The sequence below is a fragment of the Rahnella sp. GSA61A genome, from assembly GCF_019969905.1.
Lineage (GTDB): Bacteria > Pseudomonadota > Gammaproteobacteria > Enterobacterales > Enterobacteriaceae > Rahnella > Rahnella aceris.
In genome coordinates this window covers 68839-92466 of record NZ_JAHXYO010000005.1, presented here as the reverse complement: position 1 = coordinate 92466, position 23628 = coordinate 68839, and the positions used below count along the sequence as shown (strand labels likewise).

General features: G+C 50.6%; 25 protein-coding genes, 2 tRNA genes and 2 pseudogenes. 10 read left to right on the top strand and 19 right to left on the bottom strand.

Annotation, left to right across the window (positions count from 1 at the left end; genetic code table 11):
* Positions 1–100: 100 nt before the first annotated feature.
* On the bottom strand, positions 101–1198 hold the full coding sequence (locus LC431_RS08585) for an NADH:flavin oxidoreductase/NADH oxidase (RefSeq protein WP_121019592.1): 1098 nt from the start codon (positions 1196–1198) through the stop codon (positions 101–103).
* 220 nt (positions 1199–1418) lie between these two features.
* Between LC431_RS08585 and LC431_RS08580 the strand changes: the two genes are divergently transcribed.
* On the top strand, positions 1419–1724 hold the full coding sequence (locus LC431_RS08580) for a SelT/SelW/SelH family protein (protein ID WP_223509695.1): 306 nt from the start codon (positions 1419–1421) through the stop codon (positions 1722–1724).
* Positions 1725–1798: 74 nt separating this feature from the next.
* Here LC431_RS08580 and LC431_RS08575 read toward each other — a convergent pair whose 3' ends face one another.
* The 6 genes from LC431_RS08575 to LC431_RS08550 form a co-directional block, all read right to left on the bottom strand.
* Entirely contained in the window at positions 1799–2659 is an 861-nt protein-coding gene (locus tag LC431_RS08575; protein WP_119261329.1) for a ribokinase, read from the bottom strand.
* 1 nt (position 2660) lies between these two features.
* Positions 2661–3518 carry a MurR/RpiR family transcriptional regulator gene (locus LC431_RS08570; protein WP_013574318.1) on the bottom strand — a complete coding sequence of 286 codons (858 nt, stop codon included), beginning with the start codon at positions 3516–3518 and terminating at the stop codon, positions 2661–2663.
* The gene (locus LC431_RS08565; RefSeq protein WP_013574317.1) at positions 3518–4489 is read right to left on the bottom strand and encodes an ABC transporter permease; all 972 of its coding nucleotides are present in this window, start codon (positions 4487–4489) and stop codon (positions 3518–3520) included. The genes LC431_RS08570 and LC431_RS08565 overlap by 1 nt, the downstream gene beginning before the upstream one ends.
* 51 nt (positions 4490–4540) lie before the next feature.
* Positions 4541–6034 carry a sugar ABC transporter ATP-binding protein gene (locus LC431_RS08560; RefSeq protein ID WP_013574316.1) on the bottom strand — a complete coding sequence of 498 codons (1494 nt, stop codon included), beginning with the start codon at positions 6032–6034 and terminating at the stop codon, positions 4541–4543.
* A 32-nt stretch (positions 6035–6066) separates the two neighbouring features.
* Complete coding sequence (locus LC431_RS08555; protein WP_013574315.1) at positions 6067–7110, bottom strand: substrate-binding domain-containing protein; 1044 nt, start codon at positions 7108–7110, stop codon at positions 6067–6069.
* A 61-nt stretch (positions 7111–7171) separates the two neighbouring features.
* Positions 7172–8152 carry a TIM barrel protein gene (locus LC431_RS08550; protein WP_013574314.1) on the bottom strand — a complete coding sequence of 327 codons (981 nt, stop codon included), beginning with the start codon at positions 8150–8152 and terminating at the stop codon, positions 7172–7174.
* A 328-nt stretch (positions 8153–8480) separates the two neighbouring features.
* Between LC431_RS08550 and LC431_RS08545 the strand changes: the two genes are divergently transcribed.
* Both LC431_RS08545 and LC431_RS08540 read left to right on the top strand, forming a co-directional pair.
* The gene (locus LC431_RS08545) at positions 8481–10268 is read left to right on the top strand and encodes a methyl-accepting chemotaxis protein (protein WP_015689458.1); all 1788 of its coding nucleotides are present in this window, start codon (positions 8481–8483) and stop codon (positions 10266–10268) included.
* A gap of 181 nt (positions 10269–10449) precedes the next feature.
* Positions 10450–11232 carry a CatB-related O-acetyltransferase gene (locus LC431_RS08540; protein ID WP_041673024.1) on the top strand — a complete coding sequence of 261 codons (783 nt, stop codon included), beginning with the start codon at positions 10450–10452 and terminating at the stop codon, positions 11230–11232.
* Positions 11233–11296: 64 nt separating this feature from the next.
* Here the strand turns inward: LC431_RS08540 and LC431_RS08535 are convergent, their stop codons facing one another.
* Positions 11297–12454, bottom strand: a complete 1158-nt coding sequence (locus LC431_RS08535) for a M20 aminoacylase family protein (RefSeq protein WP_013574311.1) — start codon at positions 12452–12454, stop codon at positions 11297–11299.
* Positions 12455–12947: 493 nt separating this feature from the next.
* On the opposite strand from LC431_RS08535, the gene LC431_RS08530 reads away from it, so the two are divergent.
* Positions 12948–14522 (top strand): PAS domain-containing methyl-accepting chemotaxis protein, encoded by a 1575-nt coding sequence (locus tag LC431_RS08530; RefSeq protein WP_119261323.1) that lies wholly within the window; start codon positions 12948–12950, stop codon positions 14520–14522.
* 65 nt (positions 14523–14587) lie between these two features.
* Here LC431_RS08530 and LC431_RS26395 read toward each other — a convergent pair whose 3' ends face one another.
* Positions 14588–14734 (bottom strand): DUF333 domain-containing protein, encoded by a 147-nt coding sequence (locus LC431_RS26395; protein WP_370633785.1) that lies wholly within the window; start codon positions 14732–14734, stop codon positions 14588–14590.
* Between the two features lie 352 nt (positions 14735–15086).
* Here LC431_RS26395 and LC431_RS08520 point away from each other — a divergent pair, with 352 nt between their 5' ends.
* Positions 15087–15314: a hypothetical protein gene (locus tag LC431_RS08520; RefSeq protein WP_013574309.1), complete on the top strand. Its 228-nt coding sequence runs from the start codon at positions 15087–15089 to the stop codon at positions 15312–15314.
* Between the two features lie 62 nt (positions 15315–15376).
* Here LC431_RS08520 and LC431_RS08515 read toward each other — a convergent pair whose 3' ends face one another.
* Positions 15377–15634, bottom strand: a complete 258-nt coding sequence (locus LC431_RS08515) for a YdgH/BhsA/McbA-like domain containing protein (protein WP_112151311.1) — start codon at positions 15632–15634, stop codon at positions 15377–15379.
* A 552-nt stretch (positions 15635–16186) separates the two neighbouring features.
* On the opposite strand from LC431_RS08515, the gene LC431_RS08510 reads away from it, so the two are divergent.
* From LC431_RS08510 to LC431_RS08500, 3 genes and pseudogenes are all read left to right on the top strand, one after another.
* Entirely contained in the window at positions 16187–16456 is a 270-nt protein-coding gene (locus LC431_RS08510; protein WP_013574307.1) for a hypothetical protein, read from the top strand.
* 206 nt (positions 16457–16662) lie between these two features.
* Entirely contained in the window at positions 16663–17514 is an 852-nt protein-coding gene (locus tag LC431_RS08505) for an aldo/keto reductase (RefSeq protein WP_223509693.1), read from the top strand.
* Between the two features lie 26 nt (positions 17515–17540).
* Positions 17541–17825 (top strand): annotated as a pseudogene (locus LC431_RS08500) (aldo/keto reductase); the annotation flags it as partial.
* A gap of 109 nt (positions 17826–17934) precedes the next feature.
* Here the strand turns inward: LC431_RS08500 and LC431_RS08495 are convergent.
* On the bottom strand, positions 17935–18828 hold the full coding sequence (locus LC431_RS08495; RefSeq protein WP_223509691.1) for a LysR family transcriptional regulator: 894 nt from the start codon (positions 18826–18828) through the stop codon (positions 17935–17937).
* 320 nt (positions 18829–19148) lie between these two features.
* Here LC431_RS08495 and LC431_RS08490 point away from each other — a divergent pair, with 320 nt between their 5' ends.
* Positions 19149–19475 carry an NIPSNAP family protein gene (locus tag LC431_RS08490; protein WP_013574303.1) on the top strand — a complete coding sequence of 109 codons (327 nt, stop codon included), beginning with the start codon at positions 19149–19151 and terminating at the stop codon, positions 19473–19475.
* A gap of 76 nt (positions 19476–19551) precedes the next feature.
* Here the strand turns inward: LC431_RS08490 and LC431_RS08485 are convergent.
* From LC431_RS08485 to LC431_RS08465, 5 genes and pseudogenes are all read right to left on the bottom strand, one after another.
* A pseudogene (locus LC431_RS08485) lies at positions 19552–19788 on the bottom strand (pyocin); the annotation flags it as partial.
* A gap of 40 nt (positions 19789–19828) precedes the next feature.
* The gene (locus LC431_RS08480; protein WP_013574302.1) at positions 19829–20023 is read right to left on the bottom strand and encodes a CPCC family cysteine-rich protein; all 195 of its coding nucleotides are present in this window, start codon (positions 20021–20023) and stop codon (positions 19829–19831) included.
* Positions 20016–20273 (bottom strand): hypothetical protein, encoded by a 258-nt coding sequence (locus tag LC431_RS08475; RefSeq protein ID WP_013574301.1) that lies wholly within the window; start codon positions 20271–20273, stop codon positions 20016–20018. The genes LC431_RS08480 and LC431_RS08475 overlap by 8 nt, the downstream gene beginning before the upstream one ends.
* Entirely contained in the window at positions 20273–21802 is a 1530-nt protein-coding gene (locus LC431_RS08470; RefSeq protein WP_223509689.1) for a colicin E3/pyocin S6 family cytotoxin, read from the bottom strand. Before LC431_RS08470 ends, LC431_RS08475 begins: the two co-directional genes overlap by 1 nt.
* Positions 21803–21805: 3 nt before the next feature.
* Positions 21806–22291 carry a hypothetical protein gene (locus tag LC431_RS08465; RefSeq protein WP_013574299.1) on the bottom strand — a complete coding sequence of 162 codons (486 nt, stop codon included), beginning with the start codon at positions 22289–22291 and terminating at the stop codon, positions 21806–21808.
* Positions 22292–22648: 357 nt separating this feature from the next.
* On the opposite strand from LC431_RS08465, the gene LC431_RS08460 reads away from it, so the two are divergent.
* Positions 22649–22819 carry a hypothetical protein gene (locus LC431_RS08460; RefSeq protein ID WP_223509688.1) on the top strand — a complete coding sequence of 57 codons (171 nt, stop codon included), beginning with the start codon at positions 22649–22651 and terminating at the stop codon, positions 22817–22819.
* A 58-nt stretch (positions 22820–22877) separates the two neighbouring features.
* Here LC431_RS08460 and LC431_RS08455 read toward each other — a convergent pair whose 3' ends face one another.
* The 3 genes from LC431_RS08455 to LC431_RS08445 form a co-directional block, all read right to left on the bottom strand.
* Positions 22878–23024, bottom strand: a complete 147-nt coding sequence (locus tag LC431_RS08455) for a colicin immunity domain-containing protein (protein ID WP_223509687.1) — start codon at positions 23022–23024, stop codon at positions 22878–22880.
* A gap of 206 nt (positions 23025–23230) precedes the next feature.
* Positions 23231–23306: transfer RNA gene (locus tag LC431_RS08450), tRNA-Thr, on the bottom strand.
* Between the two features lie 226 nt (positions 23307–23532).
* Positions 23533–23608 (bottom strand) — tRNA-Thr (locus LC431_RS08445).
* Positions 23609–23628: the final 20 nt, after the last annotated feature.

The following is a 23628-nucleotide window of genomic DNA, read 5'->3' as shown; positions in this document are numbered from 1 at the left end:
AAGAAAAGAGGCAGGGCTTGCGGCCTGCCTCGTAGCAAAATGTAACGCGCTGAAAATTACCCGCGCGTTTTACGAGCTTCTTTCCAGAGATATTTTAGGATCACTGAATGCTGTAGCGCTCAAGCCAGTGCGCGTAAGGCGCAGGCAGAACCCATGAAGGATTGTCCTCGCCCAGTTCTTTCGCCAGCGCATACGGATAATGCGGGTTGGCGAGCATGGCGCGGCCAATCATCACCAGATCCATATCTTGTTCGCTGATACAACGTTCGGCCACGTCTGCCGACGCAACACCCCATGAACTCGCCACCGGCAAGCCGGCTTCAGCACGCACGCGGCGCGACACTGGTGCCAGGAAACCGGCTCCCCATGGGATCTGTGCTTCCCAGGTCGAGAAACCGACGCTGACGTTGAGCATATCCAGCCCTTTCTCACGCAGAATACGGGTCAGTTCGATAGATTCCGCCAGCGTTTCTTCATCGCGGCCATCGTATTCGATCACGCCAAAACGCGCGGTAATCGGCAGGTTTTTTGGCCAGACGGCGTTAACGGCGTCGAAAGTTTCAATCAGGAAACGGCTGCGACCGGCAAAATCACCGCCGTATTCGTCGGTGCGGGTGTTGGAATGCACGGAGAAGAAGCTTTGCGCCAGATAGCCGTGGGCAAAGTGCAGCTCCAGCCATTCAAAACCGGCATCGCGCGCGCGTTTCGCGGCAGCGACAAAATCGGCCATCACGCGCTGGATATCGGCTTTGGTCATTTCTTTCGGCACTTTCGGCAGGTGTTTGCCGAATGCGACTGCGGATGGCGCAATGGTTGCCCAGCCACGCGGATCGCCTTCAGCAATATGATCGTCCCCTTCCCAGGGCAGATTGGCGCTGGCTTTACGGCCTGCGTGACCGATCTGGATCCCCGGTACTGCGCCTGCGGCTTTGATGGCTTTGGCAATCTTCGCCAGTTCAGCAGCCTGTTCATCGTTCCAGATCCCGAGACATCCCGGGGTGATACGCCCTTCCGGCGAAACCGCCGTCGCTTCGACAATCACCAGGCTCGCGCCGCCGCGTGCCAGCGTGGCGTAATGCACCTGATGCCAGTCATTCGGCACGCCATCAGTGGCGGAATACTGGCACATAGGCGGAACGGCAATGCGGTTTTTTAAGGTGACGTCTTTCAACGTAAACGGCGTAAATAGTGCAGACATAAAATTTCCTCGGTGGATTGGCACATTAAGCAAACAGAGTGCTGCCAAAGAGCTATAAGCAGAAGTGTAGAAATATTATAGTGCGTATCAACTTTCGTTATAACTCAATCGGTGCCCCGCCGCCCGTCAGTGGCTGAGACAACAACTGGCGCAGGTCTGTAGCGGGCAGTAATATCCGATTTCTGAAACGTCGATAACATCCTCTTAAAAGGGTCGTACCATGGAAAAATTACCTGCCATCACCATCACCTATTGTTCTCAATGCAACTGGATGCTGCGCGCCACCTGGATGGCGCAGGAATTGCTGAATTCGTTCAGTACCGATCTGGCGTCCGTGACGCTTGTCCCCGGCACCGGTGGCATTTACGAAATTAAAGTCGATGACGAGGTTATCTGGGAACGCAAACGCGATGGCGGTTTCCCGGACGCCGCACTGCTTAAACAGCGTGTGCGCGATATTTGTTTCCCGGAACGTTCACTGGGGCATGTGGATAAGAAGAAGATTGATGAGAACGGTGAGGTCTGAGGGTGCGCTAAACGCAAAAAAGGCAGGACATTCATCCTGCCTTTTGGCGTTTTAGCAAAGACTGGCATTAAAAGTCAGGCTTTGCGGGAGACGTGTTCGGCGGCTGCACGGTTGGCTTTTGCGACGGAATCTGCCAGCGTTTTCCCTTGCAAGAGCGATGTGCACAACGTGCCCATAAAGCAGTCACCGGCACCGTGGGTACTGACCAGCTCTATTTTTTCGGCGGGCATCGACTGGCTGCGTCTGCCAGCTGCACACCAGGCCACACCGTGTTCACCCGCCGTCACGATAACAGCCGGAGAATGCTGGCTCAGTAATTCGGCTGCCACGCAAGCATCGGACAAATCATTGACCGGAATACCGCTCAGATCACGGGCTTCGACGCCATTCACCACCAGCAAATCGACAGCAGACTGCATCTCAGCACAAAGTGTCCGCGCCGGTGCGGCATTCAGACAAACGCGGATCCCGCGCTGTTTCGCCTGTTTCGCTGCCGCCAGATTCACCGCCTCCGGCACCTCATTTTGTAACAACAGCATGTCAACCTGCTGCCACAAGGCATCATCATCAAACTGCGCGGCATCAATGTGGTTGTTTGCATTGGAAACGACCACTGCGCCGTAATCCCCTTCTGCATCCATCAGCGCCACGCTCATGCCGGAAGGTACGCTTTCATTAACGGCGATAAAGCTGCTGTCGACCGCGTTTTCATTTAGCACACCACGCAGGAATTCCCCCTGCGTATCGGCGCCCACGGCACCGGCAAAACGAACACCGGCGCCCGCTCTAGCAGCGGCAACGGCCTGATTCCCGCCCTTGCCGCCGAATTTATATGAACATCCGCTGCCGATCACCGTTTCGCCTTTTTCCGGACGATGATGCGCGTGGATCACGATGTCATAATGAAGGCTGCCCGTGACTAAAATTTTACCCATTTTAGTATTCCCGAAGGTCCTGAACCGCCTGCTGGGTTTTCATCAGGTTCTTTTCTGCTGTCTTCAGATCCTTCTGGGCAATCGCCACAAATAAGGCGTCCAGAATATTCAGCTGAGCGATCCGCGACGCAGCATTTTCCCCGAGCAAGTGCGATCCCTGAGAGGTTGAATTGAGAACCACATGCGCATTGCGCGCAATGGGCGACTCGGCGTAATTGGTGATGGCGATCACTTTGGCGCCATTGCGCGCCGCCAGTTTGATCGGATCATTCACCGCGCGGGTGGCACCGGAATGGCTGATCGCCACCACCGCATCATCGTCCGATAAGACCGCTGCCGACATCAGCATGATATGCGCATCATCGTAGACCGTCGTTTTAATGCCAATTTTCAGCAATTTATGCGACAAATCTCTGGCGACGGCAGCAGAGCCGCCGACAGCATATAAATCGATGTGCCTGGCTTTAAATAAAATGTCAGCAGCCCGGTTAAATTCCGAAACATCGACAATAGATAATGTTTCTTCTATTGCCTGAATAGAGGTACGGAATACTTTTTCAAGTAATTGTTCCGACGAGTCTCCCGGCTCAATTTCCGCATGTAAATTTGCCACTTCAGAATAGTTGTAATAAATCAAACTGCTTCTGAAATCTCTGAATCCTGAAAAGTTTAATTTTTTGGTCAGTTTAACAATCATCGCCTCAGAAACATTATTTTCCAGCGCAATTTCTTTTAATGAAGTTTGCTCAGAAAAATCATTTTTAGACGTAATCGCTTCGACGACTTTTCTTTCCAGCGGCGTCAGATGTGGCAATTTCATACGAATTTGAGCACCAATGGCTCGCGGATCCTGATTCATTACTTGCCTCGTGTCGCTCTGTCAATCAACATCGCTATGATAATAATAAGGCCAGTAGCAAGCAATTGATAAAACGCCTGAATATTGAGAAGTGTCAGACCATTACGCAATGAACCTAAAATAACCGCGCCAATCAGTGTGCCGATCACACTGCCTTTCCCGCCCATCAGCGAAGCCCCGCCAATTGCCGCCGCAGCAATAGCATCCAGCTCCCATAAATTCCCCATGGTCGGTTCAGCGGCACCCAGGCGACCAATCAAAATCAGTGAGGCTAAAGAGGCCAGCACACCGGAGATCACAAAGACCGTGACCTTGGTTCTTTTGACCGGAACCCCCGCGACTCGTGCGGCTTCTTCGTTACCGCCCACGGCCAGAATATATTCCCCCAGCGGCGTTTTGTTCATCACCGTCCAGAGTATCGCCGCGATAGCAATAACAATCACGATTGGTGCCGGAACCCCGAAAATCGTGCTGTTAATGACGGTGCGAAACTCCATCGGGATACCAAAAATCGGGTTGCCGTTGGTAAAAATCAGCGCCAGCGCGCGGAACAGCGAGAGTCCGCCGAGGGTGACGATAAACGGCTGTAAACCGGCATACGCCACCAGCATGCCGCTGAACACGCCGCACAGTGCGCCGACACCCAGCGTCGCCATTATTGCCAGTGGAACCGGGACGCCGGACACCATCAGCGTGGCACCCAGCACCGCCGAAAGTGCCGCCGTCGGCCCGACGGAGAGATCGATACCGCCGGAAATAATGACCAGCGTCATACCCAGCGCAATAATTCCGTTAATGGAGGACTGCTGTAATATATTGAGTAAATTAGGGACGGTAAAAAATACCGGCGACAAAAAAGAGAAGGTGATCACAATAATCACTAAGCCAATCAGCGTACCGGCATCGCGTACGTTGAATTTAAATAATGCCGAAGGCATAACCTTGGGCTGAACATTACCTTGAGTCGTCATAATAATGGCCTTTAATCTTTGTAGGTGTCGGAGAAATAGTTTTCAGACCGCTTAATTCACATCGTTAATCGCATAACGGGCAATGTTTTCTTCAGTAATCTCATCACCGTTAAGTTCTTTTGTGATTTTCCCTTCACGCATCACCAGGACTCTGTCTGAGATACGAATTATTTCCGGCATCTCGGAAGAAACCACCACAATGGCTTTTCCCTGCTGCGCCAGTTTTTCTATCAGATTATAAATCTCAGACTTTGCTCCGATATCAATTCCCCGGGTTGGCTCGTCAAAAAGAAAGACTTTATTGTCCGCTGCGACCCAGCGACCAATAATGACTTTTTGCTGGTTTCCGCCGCTGAGTGTTCCAATGGGTTTTTCTATGTTAAGCGGACGCAACCGCAGATCGGTCATCACGTCCAGCGCCGTTTTATCCAGCTGATTTCTTTTCAGTAAACCGTATCGGGTAAATCGCCCCATTGACGGCAACGCCATATTCATTTTGACTGCGCGCTCTTTAATGATGCCCTCTTTTTTACGATCTTCCGGCACCAGTCCGATCCCGGCGCGGATAGCAGAACTGACATTGTGATTTTTCACCGCGACGCCTTCCACCTCAATGCTGCCGCCGGTTTTGGCATCAATGCCGGCGATGAGTTTCAGCAACTCTGTACGCCCGGAACCGACCAGTCCGGCAATTCCCAGCACTTCACCTGCTCCGACGGAAAAAGTCGCCGACCGCACGGCATTATCACGACTCAATCCTTCGACGCGCAGCACTTCCCTGCCGGTCGCATAAGAGTGATGGTGCATTTTTTCGATTTTGCGTCCGACCATTTTGGTGACAATAGTTTCTTCGGTTTCATCGCAGATATTGACCACGCCGACCTGTTTACCATCACGTAAGATCGTCGCCCGATCGCAAACTTTGAAAATCTCGTTCATTTTGTGTGAGACATAAATCAGCGACACATTCATCGATTTGAGATCTGAAATCAGCTCTGCCAGGCGCTCAAACTCCGTCGGCGTCAGGCTGGAAGTCGGTTCATCCATTGCAATGATCTTCGCTTCATCCAGCAAAGCGCGGGCGATTTCAACGATCTGTTGCTGAGATACTTTCAGGTTCTTGATCGGCTCATCGGGATCAATACTGGGATCAAGACGACGCAGGATCGCCACTGCCCTTTTGTACTGAGCCTTTCTGTCGACAAACAACCCTTTGAGTTTCGTTAACGGGCGGCCAAGAAACATATTCTGTGCCACGGAGAGTTCAGGAACGTGCTGCAATTCCTGGTGGATCATCGCGATACCGGCATGACGGGCAGACAGCGGATTCTTCATCTGAATAACCTGCCCTTCCACCAGAATTTCACCGGAATCTGCCGCCCGCACACCGGACAAAATATTCAGCAGTGTCGATTTTCCCGCGCCATTTTCTCCAATCAGCGCATGGACTTCGCCCGGCCTCACAGAGAAATCAACGCCCTGAACTGCTGCCACGCCGCTGTAGCTTTTGCTGATGCCGCGCATCGTCAAACTGTACTGTTCCATACACTCTCCTGACCCGTTTTCACACGTCTGACTTATTGTTGCTGAGCCAGCAGCTGGCGAAGTTTCGCGTTATCTTTGGTGGAGAACGCATCAGCATTGTCCTGGGTAATCAGCGCCTGCGGAGTGGAGACCACGCGGGAGATTTTCTGTCCGTTAATCAGGCGTACGACCACTTCCATCGCCACTTCCCCTGTGAGCACCGGGAAGCTGTCCACCGTGCCGGTCAGCTCGCCACGCTTGATAGAGGCATAAGCATCGGAGATACCGTCAGTGCCAAATACCGCCACCTGTTTGGATTTTCCGGCAGCCGCCACGGCTTCAACCACACCGAGTGCCATGCCATCGTTGTTGGCGTAGAACCCAATCAGATCAGGATGTTGCTGTAAAATTGTCGCCGCTGCGTTATAGGCATTTTCACGGCTCCAGTTGGCCGGAACGCTGGCGACTACGGTGAATTTCCCGCTGGTCTGAATCGTTTCTTTGAAGCCTCTGGTACGCTGCGCCGCGGCATACACCCCCGGCTGGCCTTCGATGACGGCCACTTTGCCGCCTTCAGGATGTTTTTTGATAAACCAGTTGGCGACGCGTACGCCGTTGTCTTTCTGTACGTTACCGACGTAATGCGCCGCATTCGGCATCACCGCATCATTCACGTTAACGACAGCAATGCCTTTGCTTTTAGCCGATTCGTACGCCGGTTGCAGGTTGGCGTCAGTTTGCGGCGACACCAGCAAACCGTTGAAGCCCTGTGAAATGAGGGTTTCGGCGATAGAAAGCTGACCGAGCTGGTCGTCTTCGTTAGCCGCAGCCTGATATTCGACGGTGATGCCGTGCTTATCACCGAATTCCTTATATCCCTGGCCGAGTGAGCGCCAGTATTCATTGGTCAGCGTTTTAGACACACCGCCGATTTTGAGGGATTTGTCGATTGCCGGCAGCGGGCCATATTTGGCCGTGAGTTGCGTCCAGTCAGTGCGATCCGGTTCGGTATCGGATTGCAACGGTGGCAGATCGGCGGCATAAACGCTGGTGCAAAGCAGTGTAGAGGTGAGTACAGACAGTAAGAGTTTTTTCATCATCTGGCCTTCGATTGTTATTTTTATGGTGTCACAGCGACACGCGCTGTGGCGGGTCGCTTTACTGCGCCAACATCACGTCGTTGACGATTTGCTGTGTGGCTACGGCGTCCTGCCTGCTGATGGCTTCATTCAGCGCCGGGTTATTCTCGAGTTTTTCGCAAAGTTTGAGTAAACGGATCACGGTCGCGATATTGGTTTCTGCTTCACGCACCGGATCCAATCCGCTGGCGTCCGGGAAGGTATCGAAGTAATACGCGCCTTTATAGCCGTCGCGTTTCATCTGCAACAGGAATTCCAGCGTGGCACGCGGGTTGACGGAGCCGACCATCAGGCCGTCGTCGCGTTTGCCCCAGCCGTCATTGAGATCGAGCCCCAGCAAACGCGAACGGCGGGCTACCATCGCCGCCGCAAACGCCGGTACTTCGTTGGCAAACAACACATGCGCGAAATCCAGTGTGATACCTAAGTTCTTGCAACCGGCTTCTTCAACCGCCAGCAGACAGGTAGTGGCATTTGGGAAAATGCTGTAAGCGCGTGGTTCGTTGGGTTTGTATTCAATGCTGACGTCGATATCCGGGGCGTATTCCGCCACTTCACGCACAGCGCTGACTGCGTCTTCCCAGATTTTTTTGTAGTCAGCCTGGAAACAGTAATCAAAGCCATCCTGTCCCATCCACAACGTCATAATGCTGGCACCAAACTCACGACCGGCGTCGATCCCGCGTTTGGTCAATTCAATCGCCTGACGACGAATTTTTGGATCCGGGTGAGTAAATGCGCCGATTTTAAATTCCGGAGCATCCCAGCGCATTTGCATCCCGTTCACCGCCAGCCCGACTTCTTCGATTTTCTGGCGCATCAAAGTGATATCGCCGGTCATGTGCTGCGGATAATTCAGGTCCAGATGCGTCAATCCTTTAACCGTAGCTGCACGTTCGATCATTTGCAGCACTGAAGGTTTGCCTTTCTGTTCAGGCCAGTAAAGATGTGCCCCCGACGCAAACGAGTTCAGACGTGTGGCAAATTTAAGTTCTGACATGGGATGTCCTTTGTAAACTGATTCGTGATGTACTTTCCTTCTTCACTTTATTTTGTGAAGTAGTGCATTACTATCACCCACGGATAAAAGCCGCAAGATCCCCTGGTGGAATTGTGATCAGATTTGGGAGGCGTTTCACGAAATTTAGAGAAAGCGCGGCGGACGTTACAATGAGCAGCGGGTTGGTTTAGGAAGGCCTTTAATTTCGCGCTGAAATAAACAGGGACGTCCTTTCGCCCCGACAAGCCTCTGTTTTTTGTGACGGGTCTCAAGTTTTTCCCTTCCCTGCCGATAACTAAAACTTAAGATTCCTTCCAGGGAAACGCTCATGCTTAAAACCATCCGTTCGCGCATTATCACGGCCTGTATCGTCATCGTGGCCTGTTCGCTGATTATCAATACCTTCCTGAGTTATACCGTTGCCAACAAGTACAACAGTCAGGCGACAGACAGCACACTTAACGCGCTGACGGCCAGCCACACGCGAGGGATCAGCGATTGGGTAAGCTCGAAAACAGGGATGATCGTTTCACTGCAACAGATCGCGATGTCAGAAGATCCGATCCCGGTTCTCAAGCAGATCGCCAGTGCAGGTGGATTTACCAACGTGTATGTCGGTTATGCAAACCGCACCGCGAAGTTCTCCGATCCGACCGGTGTGCCTGCGGATTACGATCCGACCGGCCGCCCGTGGTACAAGCAGGCTGAAGCCGCCGGACATCCGGTGGCCACACCGCCTTATATTGATGCCGGTAGCGGGAAACTGGTGGTCACTTTCGCCGTACCGGTGATGGAAGCAGGCACGCTGAAAGCGGTTGTGGCGGGCGATGTCTCGATGGACAGCGTCGTGAGCAACGTTAATACCATTCATCCGACGCCGGGCAGTTTCGGCATGCTGGTGGATAAATCCGGTGTGATCATCGCGCATCCGGATACCAGCCTGGCACTGAAGCCGATTACCGCACTGGCGGAAGGGGTGAATTTGCAGGATGTGTTTGCCGCCAATGCACCGGTGGATATCCGTCTGAACGGTGCGGTCAAGCGCGTCCGTGCGATGCCGGTAGCAGGCACGGAATGGTTCACGCTGGTGGCGCAGGATAAGAAAGAGTCCACTGCGGGTATGCGATCCCTGCTGACCTCGTCGGTGATTACGCTGATTGTGATCGTGCTGATTTCAGCCGTCGTCATCGGGCTGATTATCAGCAAATCGTTCCACCGCCTGTCGGTGGTGCGCGATACGCTCAATGCGATCAGTTCCGGTGAGGATGATCTGACGCAGCGCCTGCCAGCTGACGGACATGATGAAGTGACGCAAATCGCGCACGCCTTCAACACCTTCGTTGATAAGCTCAGCAAAGTGATGTCTGAAATCCGCACCACCAGTGAATCCGTTAAAATCGCGGCCGATGAAATCGCCGCAGGGAATAACGATTTGTCCGGTCGTACAGACTCTGCCGCAGCCAGCCTGCAACAAACCGCCGCATCCCTTGAGCAGATCACGGCGACGGTTTCCCAGTCGGCCAGTTCGGCGAAACAAGCATCCGAAACCGCTAAATCCGCTTCTGCGGCGGCCATACGCGGTGACGAAGTGGTGACTAAAGTCATTAAAACGATGGAAAGCATCGAAACCGCGTCATCGAAAATCGGAGACATTACCAGTGTGATCGACGGTATTGCCTTCCAGACCAATATCCTGGCGCTGAACGCCGCAGTCGAAGCCGCGCGCGCAGGTGAACAGGGGCGCGGTTTTGCGGTCGTCGCCAGCGAAGTGCGCAGCCTCGCACAACGCAGCGCGCAGGCGGCGAAAGAGATCAAAGTCCTTATCGAATCAACGGTGAGCAGCGTGGCGTCCGGCTCAGCGCAGGTGCGCCTCGCCAGCGACAGCATGAGCGAAATCGTCAGCAACGTGTCGAACGTCAGCAGTGTCATGCTGGAAATCACCCATGCATCTGAAGAGCAGATGCTGAGTATTAACGAAATCAACCGTGCCATTACCCAGCTCGACGGCATGGTGCAGCAGAACGCAGCGATGGTTCAGGAATCCACGGGTGCGGCGTCGGCGTTGCAGGAACAAGCCACCGGTCTGGCGGTTGCCGTCGGGCATTTCCGGGTCTGATCGCGCCGCCTGAGTAAGATGTTCATCACAGCGCCCGGACTTTATCCTCCGGGCGTTTTTTGCTTTACTTCATCGCCTCCTCACGTATTTTCCGCCGACCTCAGATTTTGTAATGTCTGTTTTATGCTAGGATTTAGACAAGAATATATAAAAACAGCATGTCACCTTTGAGGAGCAATGAATGAAGTATCCCGTTAACTTTCGATGGGCTCAAAAACATGAGGATTATTGTTTACGCCATAAGATCCATCTTAAATTCCCGGAAATAGTGAAAGGAATATATAAAAAGAGAAATATATTCCTTTTTAAAAAAGGGGAGAGAATAAAATTTACCGAGGATGTTTGGGTTGAAGAGTACGCCTCAATGCCACGAAAAAGTTTCTGTTCAATGGGCGCGTATTCTTACGCGTGCAGTAAATTACCCAATAACCTCAAAACTGGCAGATTTTGCAGCCTGGCAGCAGGAGTGCGGGTTATGGGGCCGCAACATCCCATACACCGGTTTACGACCAGTCCGCTGACGTATCATGATTTCTTCCCCAAAGTGGCGCAGGAACAATTCGGAGAAACGCTGAATATTGCCGGGTTCGACTATATGCCGGAGGCGACGGTATTAGGTCATGATGTTTGGGTGGGCGAACACGCCGTATTAAAAGGCGGCATCACTATCGGCAATGGCGCAATTATTGCCGCCAATGCCGTCGTCACGTCTGATGTTCCTCCGTACGCGATTGTCGCGGGTATTCCGGCCAGAGTGATTAAATACCGGTTTGAGAAAAGTATTATTAATCGTTTACAATCTATTCAATGGTGGAATTATAAAATTACTGATTTACCCGACTTCGCAGCGGCTGATGATATTGTAAAATTCGCCGATGAGATGGAAGATAAAATACGCCGGAAGGTCATCAGCGAACATCACTATAAAGTGGTGAATATTGCGCAAGAGCTGGCAGAAATATAAAAAACCAGACCGGACAATGCGTAACGCCTCTGTTGTCCGGTCCGGAATGCCATGAAAAATGCGATCAGGCTTTCAGCTCGCGCTCCACCAGCGTGGTCAGCACACCGATGCCGAGCGGAATAATGTCGTCATTAAAGTCGTAGCGCGGGCTATGCAGTGAGTCAGAAGGTGTGGCGCCATCGGCACCCAGCCAGAAATAGGCTCCCGGACACGCTTGCAGCAGATAAGCAAAATCTTCTGCAGCCATCGACGGCGCATTATTGAAATGCACTTTCTGAATACCCGGCGTGTTTTTCGCCGCGTCGCGCACAATCTCTGCCTGCGCTGCATGGTTCTGCGTGACCGGATAACCCAATTCCCAGCGCACTTCCCCTTTCACACCGTACGGTAACGGCACCGCATGGACGTATTCTTCAATCAGCCGCCAGCAGGTCTGACGGGTTTTGTTGCTCAGGCAACGCAGCGTGCCCGACATATGCAGCGTTTCAGGAATGACGTTAATGGCTTCGCCCGCATGAAGTTGCGTCAGGCTGATCACCGTTTGTTCCAGCGGCGACAGGCGGCGCGAAATCAGGCTTTGCAATGACAAAATCAGCTGCGCGCCAGCCACCACGGGATCCGCACCCCGTTCCGGCATCGCCGCGTGACAACCTTTGCCGGTCAGGGTGATATAGAAATTATCCTGCGACGCCATCATCGGCCCCTCGCTGACCGCTACTTCGCCAACCGGCAGTCCCGGCCAGTTATGCAGCGCGTAAACCGCCTGCATCGGAAAACGGTCAAACAACCCTTCTTTCACCATCATTTCGCCACCGCCTAAGTTTTCTTCAGCAGGCTGAAAGATGAAATGGACAGTGCCGCGAAAATGACGGTTCTCACTCAGATGTTTTGCCGCGCCCAGCAAAATGGATGTATGGCCATCGTGCCCGCAGGCATGCATCAGGCCCGGGTTTTGTGACTGGTGCTCGAATTCATTCAGTTCTTGAATGGGTAATGCGTCGATATCTGCACGCAGTCCGATTGAAGGGCCTTCGCCGTTTCGCAGTGTGGCAATAACGCCGGTTTCGGCAATGCCCGTGTACACTTCAAGACCAAAAGACAGTAGCAGTTCACTGATTATTTTTGCGGTGCCATGCTCATTCAGACCCAGTTCAGGTCGCCTGTGAAAGTCGCGACGCCACTGCTTCGCTTGCTCGATAATCTGTCCGGAAATGACCGCCATAAACCCTCTGTGCTGTTCTGAATTCAACACGGTGAAATGCTCTCACCGGCACGTTACTGCTCCAAAGTATCACATCCCGCAGTGAACCGATAAACGGGAAATCGGCTTCCTTTGCCCTTTATCGTGAGTGAGATTTCGGCGGTGAGCACACTTTCGGAATTTACCCAATATTGGCTGAACCCTTCACTATTGCCTGAATGAAAAACCCGCGCCGGATCGGTGTTTTTCCCGCCATTACATCCTTTGGAAAACACTAAGTCCGATTTTCCCCGCTTACGCATCAAAATTTAACTTAGGCCGGACTATTCTATATCGCAATTAAAAAACCTTCTTTCTACATAAATATTACATTGATAGTAATTCAACAATAAAATTAACCTTTGTTATTTATCTTCGCACGGGAATAATAACCAGGAAATAAATTTCTCTGGAAAGAATATTAAATCATCTGCATAGTTATTATTGCTACTCAGAGTGTTTCCAGAGGATTTACATGCGCGTAAACATGCCTATATCACAGCGGGAATATAAGTTAGATCCCGGCACCACGTTAATGTCCACAACTGATGTCAACAGCCATATTATTTATGCCAACTCAGCGTTTATAAACGTCAGCGGATTCTCTGAGGATGAGCTGACCTTCAGGCCACACAATCTGGTACGCCATCCTGATATGCCGGTCGAAGCCTTTGCCGACATGTGGTTTACCTTGCAGCAAGGCGACAGCTGGACAGGGCTGGTGAAGAACCGGCGTAAAAATGGCGATCACTATTGGGTACGCGCGAACGTCACGCCGGTCTATCACCTGGATAAACTCACCGGCTATATCTCCGTACGAAATACCCCCGCTGAACAGGAAGTGAAAGCCGCTGAAGAATTATACAAACAGGTAAAAGAGAAAAGCGCAGGTCGTCGTAAATTTTATAAAGGCCTGGTGATACACACGGGGTTATTTTCATTTTTATCCCTGTTGCAAAAACTTCCCGTTAGCTGGCGATTACGTTTGCCGCTATTTATTTCTGCCTTTTTCCCGCTCTTATTTTCTCTGGCAGGAATAAACCTGACCGAAAGCGCGATCGTTACCGTTATTCTTTTGCTGGCTGCCGATCTTTTCCTGCAATCGCAAATCCGCAATCCGATAAAAACCATTCTGGCGCAGGCGCAACAGGTGGTTTCCGGTAAAAAAGCCGCTTACGTTCATTTTAACCGTGTTGATGAAATTGGTTTGCTGATGCGTTCTGTTAACCAGTTTGGCCTGAATCTGCATTCTCTGGTCGAAGATGTGGGCACGCAGGTTGGCGGGATCGCCCATATCAGTGAGCTCATGGCAAAAAACAGCACTGCCCTGAGCGCCCGTACGGAAGAAACGGCAACTCACCTTCAGCAGACCGCCGCCGCGATTGAAGAAATTACCGGCGCCGTGGAGCAAAGTTCAGACACGGTAGTGCAGGCCAGCAAACTGGCTGACAGCGCGACGGCCGTGGCGCAGAAAGGCGGAGAAATCATGCAGGAAACCATCGGTATGATGCAGTCGATTTCCCACGCCAGCAGCAAAGTTGTGGACATCATTTCGGTTATCGACAGCATTGCCTTCCAGACCAATATTCTGGCGCTGAATGCGGCCGTGGAAGCGGCAAGAGCCGGTACTGAAGGCCGCGGATTTGCCGTGGTTGCCGCCGAGGTTCGCGTGCTGGCACAGCGTTCCGCCACCGCCGCTAAAGAGATCAAAACCCTGATCGAAACGAATATGCACAGCGTCGAAACCGGCGGGCATATGGTTGAAAATGCCGGGAAGCAGATCAGTGAAATTATTGCTGAAGTCGTGCAGATGTCCGGACTGATTAAAGAGATCAGCCATGCCACTCATGAACAAACGTCGGCGCTGACGCTGATCAACACCTCGCTGGCGCAGATTGAAACCATGACACAAAACAACGCCGGGATGGTTGCCCAGTCGTCGGAATCCTCAGAGAGGCTCAATTATCAGGCTACCCGCCTGAGAAACGCGATTGATGTGTACGGCGGGCAGATGACGAAAAGGGAAACCCGCACAACGGCTCATGGATAAAGTGTGATTAAAAAAGGCTTTCCTCTGACGGGGAAAGCCTGATTTTCAGCCTGCGTGAAGCGGATTTAGTTATGATCCCGACGGTATAACTCCCATTCGTCGATACCGCGTCCATCAGGGAATACGCAGTCTGCACGAACGCCGTGTGGTGTTTGCACACTCACCGATCTTCCGCCTCTTTCATGGCAATATACCGCAGCCGGATTTGCCATCCCGCTCTGGTGTCTTTCTGGTTTATGGTGATAACCCGCGCAACCTGCCAGCGCTGAGACCATGATAATGAGGAAGAACTTTTTCATTCTGCACCTTCGTGATGAGAGTAAAAACGACGGGGAATTCTATTCCCCGTCGTTTTCCGTGACCTACTCCCATATTCTTAAAAAGCTTCTTCTTTTTACTTCGTTTATCAGGCGTTAAACTTTCAGGAAAGGGCCACGGCATCAGCTCCGCCGGGACGTTTTGCCAGAACAGCTTAAAAAAAGCTTTTCTACTCACACAACCGGCAAAAATTTATGGCTACTATTATTCAGGTCGTGAATGGCTTCATCAATCAGGAAGGGGAATATGGAAAAGTACCAAAACCGGGGGGGCAATTCGGGTATCGTCGCTTTCACGACTACGGAAGATTCAATTACCGTGAAGTTCAAAGATGGCTGGCATTACATCTATAATTCCATCCGGCCAGGGGTGACAGACGTTGACCATATGATCGCCATGGCGAAAGCTGGCAGCGGATTGCATGGTTATATCAACCGAAAGATCCGCAATAATCACTTCCATAAATACCGCTAATCGCAGACACGAAAAAGGCGGCAACCGCCGCCTCTTCTGCTTACTGCTTGTTACTGCTCAGCTTATTTGTACATTTCTGCTGTACCGTAAAGCTGGTTATTACCGGATGCACCGATAATACGGTATGAACTTGCACCCGCCTGGGTGGCTTTTGCATTCAATTCTGATTGCAGGCCTGACAGTGAACCGGTGGTTGATGCACCGACTACACCAATGGATTGCTGACCTGCCGGCGCTGACTGCACTTCAGTCGCTGCCAGGGTTGAGAAAGAAGCTGTTGCCAGTGTCAGAGCGGCGATAGTCATTGCGATAGTTTTCATGAGGTTAATTCCTGTTCTTCGAATTTTGATTGGGAAACCTTTTGCAGGTGCCCCGGTTTAAGGTCAACGTTACTTATTAATTAACGTTCGATAAGTAAATACTAAGCGTCGCCGGGAGGTTGTGCAAGAAATTTATTTAACGATCATTAACTAATTGTGCGATCGCTTCGGGCGACGTCTGCCGCTGTTCATCGGTTTGGGGTTATTTGCTATAGGCGAGGATTGTTATTTCCGCCAGATGACCCCGAATACAGGGCCGTTCGATCCCTAAAGAGACAGGTAAAAGGATTAATTATTGGGAAATTAATCAGTTAAATTAACCGCCTCCGTTAATTAGTCCACCCATGTGTCAGCAATATCCGCTCCCGGCAAAAAAGCTGCCGAGGCTACGAGCAGGGGCGGTTATGAGTGAATAACGCTCACGAGGCCAAAGGATCGCCAGTAAAAAAGGAAGTTCTTACCGGATTAAAAAATAAACTTGAAATTATTTTCAGGATCCTCTCAGACTGGATATATTCTTTTAAATATCACCTTTTCTATGTGGAGCACGAAATGCTGAATTACTTTTTTTTTCAAAAGGGTAAGCAAATTGTTGTACTGGAAAGCTCGGACGTGGGCAAAGCTTCTCAGCTGATTGAACATGGCTACGAAAAACAGTTTGAAGAGATCAGTGCCACAAATGAAAAAAATGCGCTTGCACGCTTTGCTGACATTCGCCGAAATAACCAGATAGATCACGATGACTTCATGGCAGGCGCCGGGTCTATGCCCCTTATAGATGGATTAACGGCCATTGCTACCTATCTTGTTAGCAAAAAGTAGCTCAGCTACGGACGGCTGAGAGTGAACCGTCGAAAAAACACACCCGCAATATGGCGGGTGATTATGTCCGCTGCTGGCACAAAGCCGAGCATCAGATCCCCTCAAATTAATGAATAAATCTAATAAACCCTAGCTAATTACCCCCTCTAATTGAATAAATCACTTTGCGTTATCCTTTTTCTACACAACAGCTGAAGGATTACGTCATGCAAACTGTAAATCTGAACAACGGTATTGAAATGCCCCTGCTGGGCTTTGGTGTGTTTCAGATGACTGATGCCGCTGAATGCGAAAGAGCCGTTATTGATGCCATTGATACGGGATACCGCCTGATCGATACCGCTGCTTCTTACCAGAATGAAACCCAGGTCGGGAACGCTCTGAAACAGACCGGTATCGCACGTCGCGAACTCTTTGTAACGACCAAACTGTGGCTGCAGGATACCCATTACGAAGGTGCTAAAGCACAGTTCGAACGCTCTCTGAATCGGCTGCAACTTGATTACGTTGACCTGTACCTGATTCACCAGCCTTACGGTGATGTTCATGGTGCCTGGCGTGCCATGGAAGAATTGCATGAGGCAGGCAAAATTCGCGCCATTGGCGTCAGCAACTTCCATCCAGACCGACTGGCCGACCTTATCGCCTTCAACAAGGTTGCCCCTGCGGTAAACCAAATTGAAGTTAACCCCTTCAACCAGCAGCTGCATGCAGTTCCATGGAATCAAAGCCGTGGTATTCAGCCAGAAGCCTGGGCACCGTTTGCTGAGGGTAAAAATGGCCTGTTCCAGCATCCCGTATTAACGGCAATTGGGCAGAAGTACGGCAAAAGTGTGGGTCAGGTTGTCCTGCGGTGGATCTTCCAGCGAGGCATCGTTTCGCTGGCAAAATCGGTGCGAAAAGAACGTATGGAAGAGAATATCAACATCCTCGATTTTGAACTTAGTCCTGAGGATATGTTGCAGATTGCCGCCCTTGATACCGCAACCAGCGCCTTCTTCTCTCACCGCGACCCGGCGAGGGTGGAATGGCTGGCTGGTCGCAAACTTGACGTTTAAACCGCGATAAAAGAGGTATTCATTCAATGCAAAAACGTTATCTGGGTAAATCCGGACTCGAAGTCTCCGCTCTTGGACTCGGTTGCATGGGGCTCAGTCACGGCTACGGCCCGGCGACAGATACCCGTCAGGCTATCGAACTCATTCGTGCTGCGGTTGAACGTGGCGTCACGTTCTTCGATACCGCCGAAGTGTATGGCCCATTTCTGAATGAAGAGGTTGTCGGCGAAGCCTTAAAACCTTTTCGCGATCGCGTCGTTATCGCCACCAAATTTGGTTTTACCTTCGGCGATGACAACAAGCAGCAGATAACCCAGGCGCTTGAAACGATTAAAATCGTCGGCGAACGTTACTCTCCTGAGCATCAGGCTCGCACAGGCCGTTAATACCCGGGCGGGTCCGCAGCGAATTGCGGACCCGTTATTCCGAGTAGCGAAGTGCATCGATCATCAGCGCAAAAGCGGGCGGATGCTGCTTACGGCTGGGGTAGTAAAGATAATATCCGGGGAAAGACGGACACCAGTCCTGCAGAATCTGGATCAGCTCTCCTGACTTTATATAATCCAGCACCCTGTCCTCAGGTATACAGGCGATGCCAAAGCCAGATAAAGCCGCATCAATCCTTTCCGCCTGCAGATTAAACGTTACCTGCCCTTCAACCCTGACCCGTAACGGTTTCCCTTCCCTCTCAAACTCCCAGTGGTAAAGTCCACCGGCAGTGGGCAGACGCATATTGATGCACCGATGATTTTGTAGCTCGTGAGGCGTTTCAGGCGCGGGGTTAGCAGCAAAATATGACGGTGCGCCAACGACTGCCATTCGCATATCCGGCCCAATTTTCACCGCGATCATGTCCTTATCCACGCTTTCGCCCAGACGGATCCCGGCGTCAAAACGCCCCTCAACAATATTGACAAAACCGTTATCGACCACCAGCTCGAGATTAATTTCCGGGTATTCCCTGAGGAAGGGTTTTAGCTTCGGCCACACCAGATTTCGCGCGGCATGCTCCCCGGCAGATAAACGGATATTACCGGAGGCGGTGCCGTTCAGTTGAACAAGCGATTCCAGCTCCTGCTCGAGATCAGCAATACGGGGCTCAAGGCAGGCAATAATTCTCTCCCCCGCTTCTGTGGGGGCAACACTTCGGGTAGTTCGCGTCAGAAGGCGGATGTTCAGCCTTTCTTCCAGCGCTTTCATCGCGTGGCTGAGTGCTGACTGAGAAACACCGAGTTTGCCCGCGGCTTTGGTAAAACTTCGCTCTCTTGCTACCATCAGAAAGATTTGGAGTTCGTTGAAGTTTTCTTTAAGCATTAGCGGTTTCCTTATTGAAGCATTCCCCCCATAGTTCACTCATGAAGGGTATTCATAAACACAATCATTTTAGCCCCGTTACTGACAATAATGATAATTGATGTTGTATCGGCATCGGAAATAAGTCTGAATTATCAGCAGGTTTATCAGGAAAGGACTCGTTAACGGCCAGGTGGCATCCCACAATAACTACAAAACTGACGATGGAAATGAAATGGCGAGATGTGAGCCACTTCACTGAGTTTATCCAGTAATAATGTGTCGCGATCTCAAAAACGCCATGAATTCTATGCCGCTGACAAATAAACGGAGACAACACGTTGAGAACCGTCGAAATACTGCAATACACATTACACAAAGGCACCGGGGCCACGTTTCACGCCATCATGCAGGAAATCAGTGTTCCCCTGCACCAATGCCACGGGATCGACGTTGTTTCGTTCGGCAACTCGCTGCATGACCCGGATTGCTACTATCTGATCCGTGCCTTTGATAGCCCTGAAAGCATGGCTACGGCTCTTGATGCCTTTTATGCAAGCGCTGACTGGCGCAACGGTCCACGCGAAAACATCATTCGTAGTATCGAAACCAGCATTAAAACAGTGATGAAACTGACGCCGGAAAGCGTGGAAGGGCTACGAGGGTAAGTGCAGGTTATCGGAATATAGCGTAGTAGTAATAAATCACAGGCGACAGAGATATGATCTGCCGCCTGAATATTCATTATTTTTTAGACGGCATATGATCCGCCTCAAACTTTCCTTTTTTCGAACGCCGCTTAAAGTCACTGTATAACTCAACATCCAAAAACCTCACCAGCGGTTTACTCAGATAAATATAAATCGGCGGCATGCCGTGCGGCAGATTAACCAGGATGTAATCATCGAATGATTGTTCATCCGGGATCGGCAGTGAGGTTGAGGTGCTGCCCATTTCTTCCGCGCCGGGTAACGGTAATACTGTGCTAAGAGTAGGGCTTTATACCGTTAGCTTTTTGTGGCTACTGTATTATTTTACCTTGTTTAAAAGCCTCCTTAGCTTCATTCAAACTCATTTTGTTCGCTCCACCACGCCTGTCAGGATTTTTAGACTGAAAAGGGTCATCTTCCCAATTACAGGTGGGACAGATGTCATGCTCACCCAAAGCTTCGAATACCTTTTCACCACAGCATGGGCAAGGATAGTCATCAGTCATTGTCTTCACCTGCAGACATCTGAATAACGTAATTATCAGTATCAAATATTGTTTCAAATAGTATACCGAGGGATGCAGCTTGCACCTTATTCACGTTAAACACCGCAACACCATTGATGAAATCCATTTTATCCTCTTCATCCCAACCCATTATTTTTGAAATAGGGTCCAGTTTTTTTTTCGGGATGTTTACCTCTAAAATCAAGTCTTCTGTTTGCTTATCAAACAAATCAATCGTGTAAATAATCATTATTTTTCTACCTTTCTTGCTGGATCTGCAGGTTTCGTTTGTTTGCCGGTTACGGGATCAAATTCACCTAAATGATTACGCCCGCTTTTATCATAAACTTCGACAGTTCCATGTTGAGAATCCCATTCGTAGATCGTCTTTTTTGAGTCTTTCCAACGATACCGGAACTTTCCTCCGCCCTTGATTAGGGTCTTACTTACTGCTTTCTTAGCATCAGGAAATGCTGGCAATGGAGGATTTCCTTTTGGTGCCACATGGTATTTGTGGTCATTACTCAGATAAATATAAATCGGCGGCATGCCGTGCGGCAGATTGACCAGGATGTAATCATCAAATGATTGTTCATCCGGGATCGGTAGCGAGGTTGAGGTGCTGCCCATTTCTTCCACGCCGGGTAACGGTAATACGGTGATGGTCGAAGGTAAATACGGCTCATCACGATTACCGGTATTGCCTGGCGCTTTAAACTCAAGCTCGTCGGGCGTCCAGATGATGGCGGGCTTTTCCGCGCCATCCGCCCAGAACTCATAGTTACCCGTGAATATATTCCGCCGCATGGCGCGTACACGAACCTGATCCAGACCGCTGTCAGCGCCGGTGTGATAAGCCACGGGAATTAACCGGCCATATTTATCCTTCACCCACTGAAAACGGATCCGCGTCGGGGCGGACTTTCCGGCCAGCGCCGCAAGCTGGCTGTCGCTTAAAATATCCTCTTCACCGGCGTTCAGCTTGTTCGAGTAAAACGTCCCGATAACACCGACGGTGACCGGATTCACGAACAGGCTGCCGAGGCGGATCGACGTCACCCCGCGCAGTGCACTCATGCCCGACGCAATGAGCTTAGCGCCACCGCCCGTTGCTACGGGTATTGCCAGCGGCATACCAGACTGAGCGGGTGCATCAGCCTTCGCGCCAAATATCTTTTTGTACCAGGGCTTTTTATCACCGGCTGGCTTCTTGCGCTTCGTCGCCTGCGCGTGCTGCTCAACTTCGGGCTTTATGCCTGCGCCCGGCGTCGGCACCCCGTAAGACAATCGCCCGAAGTTATGATGCTGCTCCTCGCAGGTTCGTGCTTCGGTATTCCCTGCGCCACATTCCGCGGATTTCGCAAACACCGGCATCGAACGTCTGGCCTGTTCTGCCGCTTCTTTCTCAGCCTGAACCAGCAATACCGCGGCACGCTCTGCTTCCCACTTTTCACGCGCCAGTTCGGCAGGTGATTTACCTCTCCCCATCCACTGTCCGGCTGGCGCGATAACCCGGTTCGTCCCCGGCGGGCAACCACATAAAACATCCGAACCGTCCACGGCAGAAGCGAGGCCGTCATAGGTGGAATGCGGTTCTCCGCTGGTGATTTTTCCGCGACGACCGCATTTCGGGCAGTCGGTCGTAGCATCACCGATGCGGATCACGCCAAGCCCGTGTTCCGTCGCATTGGGCAGAGAGGTCAGGCACACCGCGCCTGTCGTGGTTTTGTCGCCGTGCAGCGCCTGCCCGCGACCATAACAATTTGAGCGATACCCCATCCGTTACGCGCCGGTAACGGCAAGAAAATCTACTGCCATCGGGACATCTTTTCGGGCAACCAGGTAGCAACTGCCCTGCGGCGTACTGATAATTTTATCGCCGTTATCCAGCATGCTGCCGACTAAGGCAAATCCACGATTCCCCTCACAAAACTGCTGGCCTGCGCTGGTGGTAATCTTTGCCGTGCTGCCATCGGCATAAGTGACTTCATCCTGCTCAAGGGCAAACGCCGCTTCAGTGCCATTCTCAAGGGTGACTTTACCCGTACTACTGGCTTTGGTGACTTTGCCACCGCGGGCAGTCAGGCTGCCTGGAACTGCCAGCCGGTAAATCGCAATAACAGGATGCTGACGGGCAAACGCTGCCTGTTCCTCAACAACTGCCCTCGCGCTTTCATCCATTTCAGCCAGTTGTTCAGCCGTGAAAGGTGGGGTATTGATGACATCCAGTAATTCCTGATTCAGTTCATTAGTGAATTGCATTTCCATATTTATTTTCCGTCCATTGAGGTGAGTTTCGCCGGTATGATAATCAGCTAAAATAAACACCCACAACGAACAATAAATATAAAACCATAAACCTTGAGCTAAATCATAAGATATAAGTAATTTAAGTTATTCGAGTTATTTATACAAACAGATAATACGAATACTCATATTAATTATTATTTAAAAATGATTCATATAAAATATTTATAGCACAAACAGTCTCATAAATTATTTCAAACAAGATAAATTCAAAGTCAAAATTCAGCCATCGCAGAAAATAACACATAATAATTAATGGATATAGAATGAAAATTGTCGTCATTATTTTATCATTTGCCCTCTTTTCTGGTACTCCTGATGCAAAAAAACTGTACCGAACGTGATGCAGAAGCAGCAGATATTGCAGTGGACAATCTCGATTCATGGGATGCCCTACATAAAAACTACATCGCTTACGCACAATGTGACGATGGCAGTATCGCAAAAGTAAATTCAGAAGCGATGGCGCGGAGACTTACCGATAAATGACAGGAAATCGCTAAGCTGCAATCTCTGATAAATCGCGATTCAGGATTTGAAAAATATATTATGAGGCATATTGATGCGACGCTGGATGCGGATGACGCAGATACCCGTCAGCTTTCCATAACATCTGATAAGGGTCAGCAAAATCTTCGGTTGAGATCTCGCCATTAATAAATGATCTGGCGAAGGTTAAAAGTTTCTGGCTCATTTTTGGGTATCCTGCAATTGAACAGACTACGATTGTTTTTTACTTTCATGAAATTCAATAATCAGCGCAGCCAGCTCATCTTCCTCTGCATAAAAATATGCCACCGGCACATCCAACCCAGCAAGAATGCCTGACACGTATTGAGAAAGCGCTGCACACAAGCGTGCTTCCCTGAGTCTTTTAAATGGATAAGTTGAAACGCCAAATGGTGCCGATAATAGGAGTCGAACCTACGACCTTCGCATTACGAATGCGCTGCTCTACCAACTGAGCTATATCGGCTTTTTTGAAAGGTGCCGGGGCTAGGGGTAACAAATTATGCAAACCGCTGACGTCCGTCAAGCGCCGATCGGGATGTTTGGTGAGTTCTTAATCACCCTGCGCACAATATGGATATAACGCCGGTTCTGATGCAGCAAAAACGTTTGGGCGAACGGGGAGCAGGCGCAGAAACGGAACTAAAGGGAGAAGTTAAAAGATTGAAAATCAGGGAGTGCGAGAAGATAAATGGTGCCGACTACCGGAATCGAACTGGTGACCTACTGATTACAAGTCAGTTGCTCTACCTACTGAGCTAAGTCGGCATTTTGAAGTGTTACCGGGG

Coding starts and splice junctions, on each gene's coding strand:
- LC431_RS08555 (WP_013574315.1), bottom strand. CDS start 7,110: ATGAAAAAACTCTTACTGTCTGTACTCACCTCTACACTGCTTTGCACC.
- LC431_RS08510 (WP_013574307.1), top strand. CDS start 16,187: ATGCTGAATTACTTTTTTTTTCAAAAGGGTAAGCAAATTGTTGTACTG.
- LC431_RS08465 (WP_013574299.1), bottom strand. CDS start 22,291: ATGGAAATGCAATTCACTAATGAACTGAATCAGGAATTACTGGATGTC.
- LC431_RS08565 (WP_013574317.1), bottom strand. CDS start 4,489: ATGACGACTCAAGGTAATGTTCAGCCCAAGGTTATGCCTTCGGCATTA.
- LC431_RS08580 (WP_223509695.1), top strand. CDS start 1,419: ATGGAAAAATTACCTGCCATCACCATCACCTATTGTTCTCAATGCAAC.
- LC431_RS26395 (WP_370633785.1), bottom strand. CDS start 14,734: ATGGCAAATCCGGCTGCGGTATATTGCCATGAAAGAGGCGGAAGATCG.
- LC431_RS08460 (WP_223509688.1), top strand. CDS start 22,649: ATGCAAAAAAACTGTACCGAACGTGATGCAGAAGCAGCAGATATTGCA.
- LC431_RS08570 (WP_013574318.1), bottom strand. CDS start 3,518: ATGAATCAGGATCCGCGAGCCATTGGTGCTCAAATTCGTATGAAATTG.
- LC431_RS08480 (WP_013574302.1), bottom strand. CDS start 20,023: ATGACTGATGACTATCCTTGCCCATGCTGTGGTGAAAAGGTATTCGAA.
- LC431_RS08455 (WP_223509687.1), bottom strand. CDS start 23,024: ATGAGCCAGAAACTTTTAACCTTCGCCAGATCATTTATTAATGGCGAG.
- LC431_RS08560 (WP_013574316.1), bottom strand. CDS start 6,034: ATGGAACAGTACAGTTTGACGATGCGCGGCATCAGCAAAAGCTACAGC.
- LC431_RS08550 (WP_013574314.1), bottom strand. CDS start 8,152: ATGTCAGAACTTAAATTTGCCACACGTCTGAACTCGTTTGCGTCGGGG.
- LC431_RS08505 (WP_223509693.1), top strand. CDS start 16,663: ATGCAAACTGTAAATCTGAACAACGGTATTGAAATGCCCCTGCTGGGC.
- LC431_RS08475 (WP_013574301.1), bottom strand. CDS start 20,273: ATGATTATTTACACGATTGATTTGTTTGATAAGCAAACAGAAGACTTG.
- LC431_RS08585 (WP_121019592.1), bottom strand. CDS start 1,198: ATGTCTGCACTATTTACGCCGTTTACGTTGAAAGACGTCACCTTAAAA.
- LC431_RS08530 (WP_119261323.1), top strand. CDS start 12,948: ATGCGCGTAAACATGCCTATATCACAGCGGGAATATAAGTTAGATCCC.
- LC431_RS08535 (WP_013574311.1), bottom strand. CDS start 12,454: ATGGCGGTCATTTCCGGACAGATTATCGAGCAAGCGAAGCAGTGGCGT.
- LC431_RS08545 (WP_015689458.1), top strand. CDS start 8,481: ATGCTTAAAACCATCCGTTCGCGCATTATCACGGCCTGTATCGTCATC.
- LC431_RS08540 (WP_041673024.1), top strand. CDS start 10,450: ATGAAGTATCCCGTTAACTTTCGATGGGCTCAAAAACATGAGGATTAT.
- LC431_RS08575 (WP_119261329.1), bottom strand. CDS start 2,659: ATGGGTAAAATTTTAGTCACGGGCAGCCTTCATTATGACATCGTGATC.
- LC431_RS08515 (WP_112151311.1), bottom strand. CDS start 15,634: ATGAAAACTATCGCAATGACTATCGCCGCTCTGACACTGGCAACAGCT.
- LC431_RS08520 (WP_013574309.1), top strand. CDS start 15,087: ATGGAAAAGTACCAAAACCGGGGGGGCAATTCGGGTATCGTCGCTTTC.
- LC431_RS08470 (WP_223509689.1), bottom strand. CDS start 21,802: ATGGGGTATCGCTCAAATTGTTATGGTCGCGGGCAGGCGCTGCACGGC.
- LC431_RS08495 (WP_223509691.1), bottom strand. CDS start 18,828: ATGCTTAAAGAAAACTTCAACGAACTCCAAATCTTTCTGATGGTAGCA.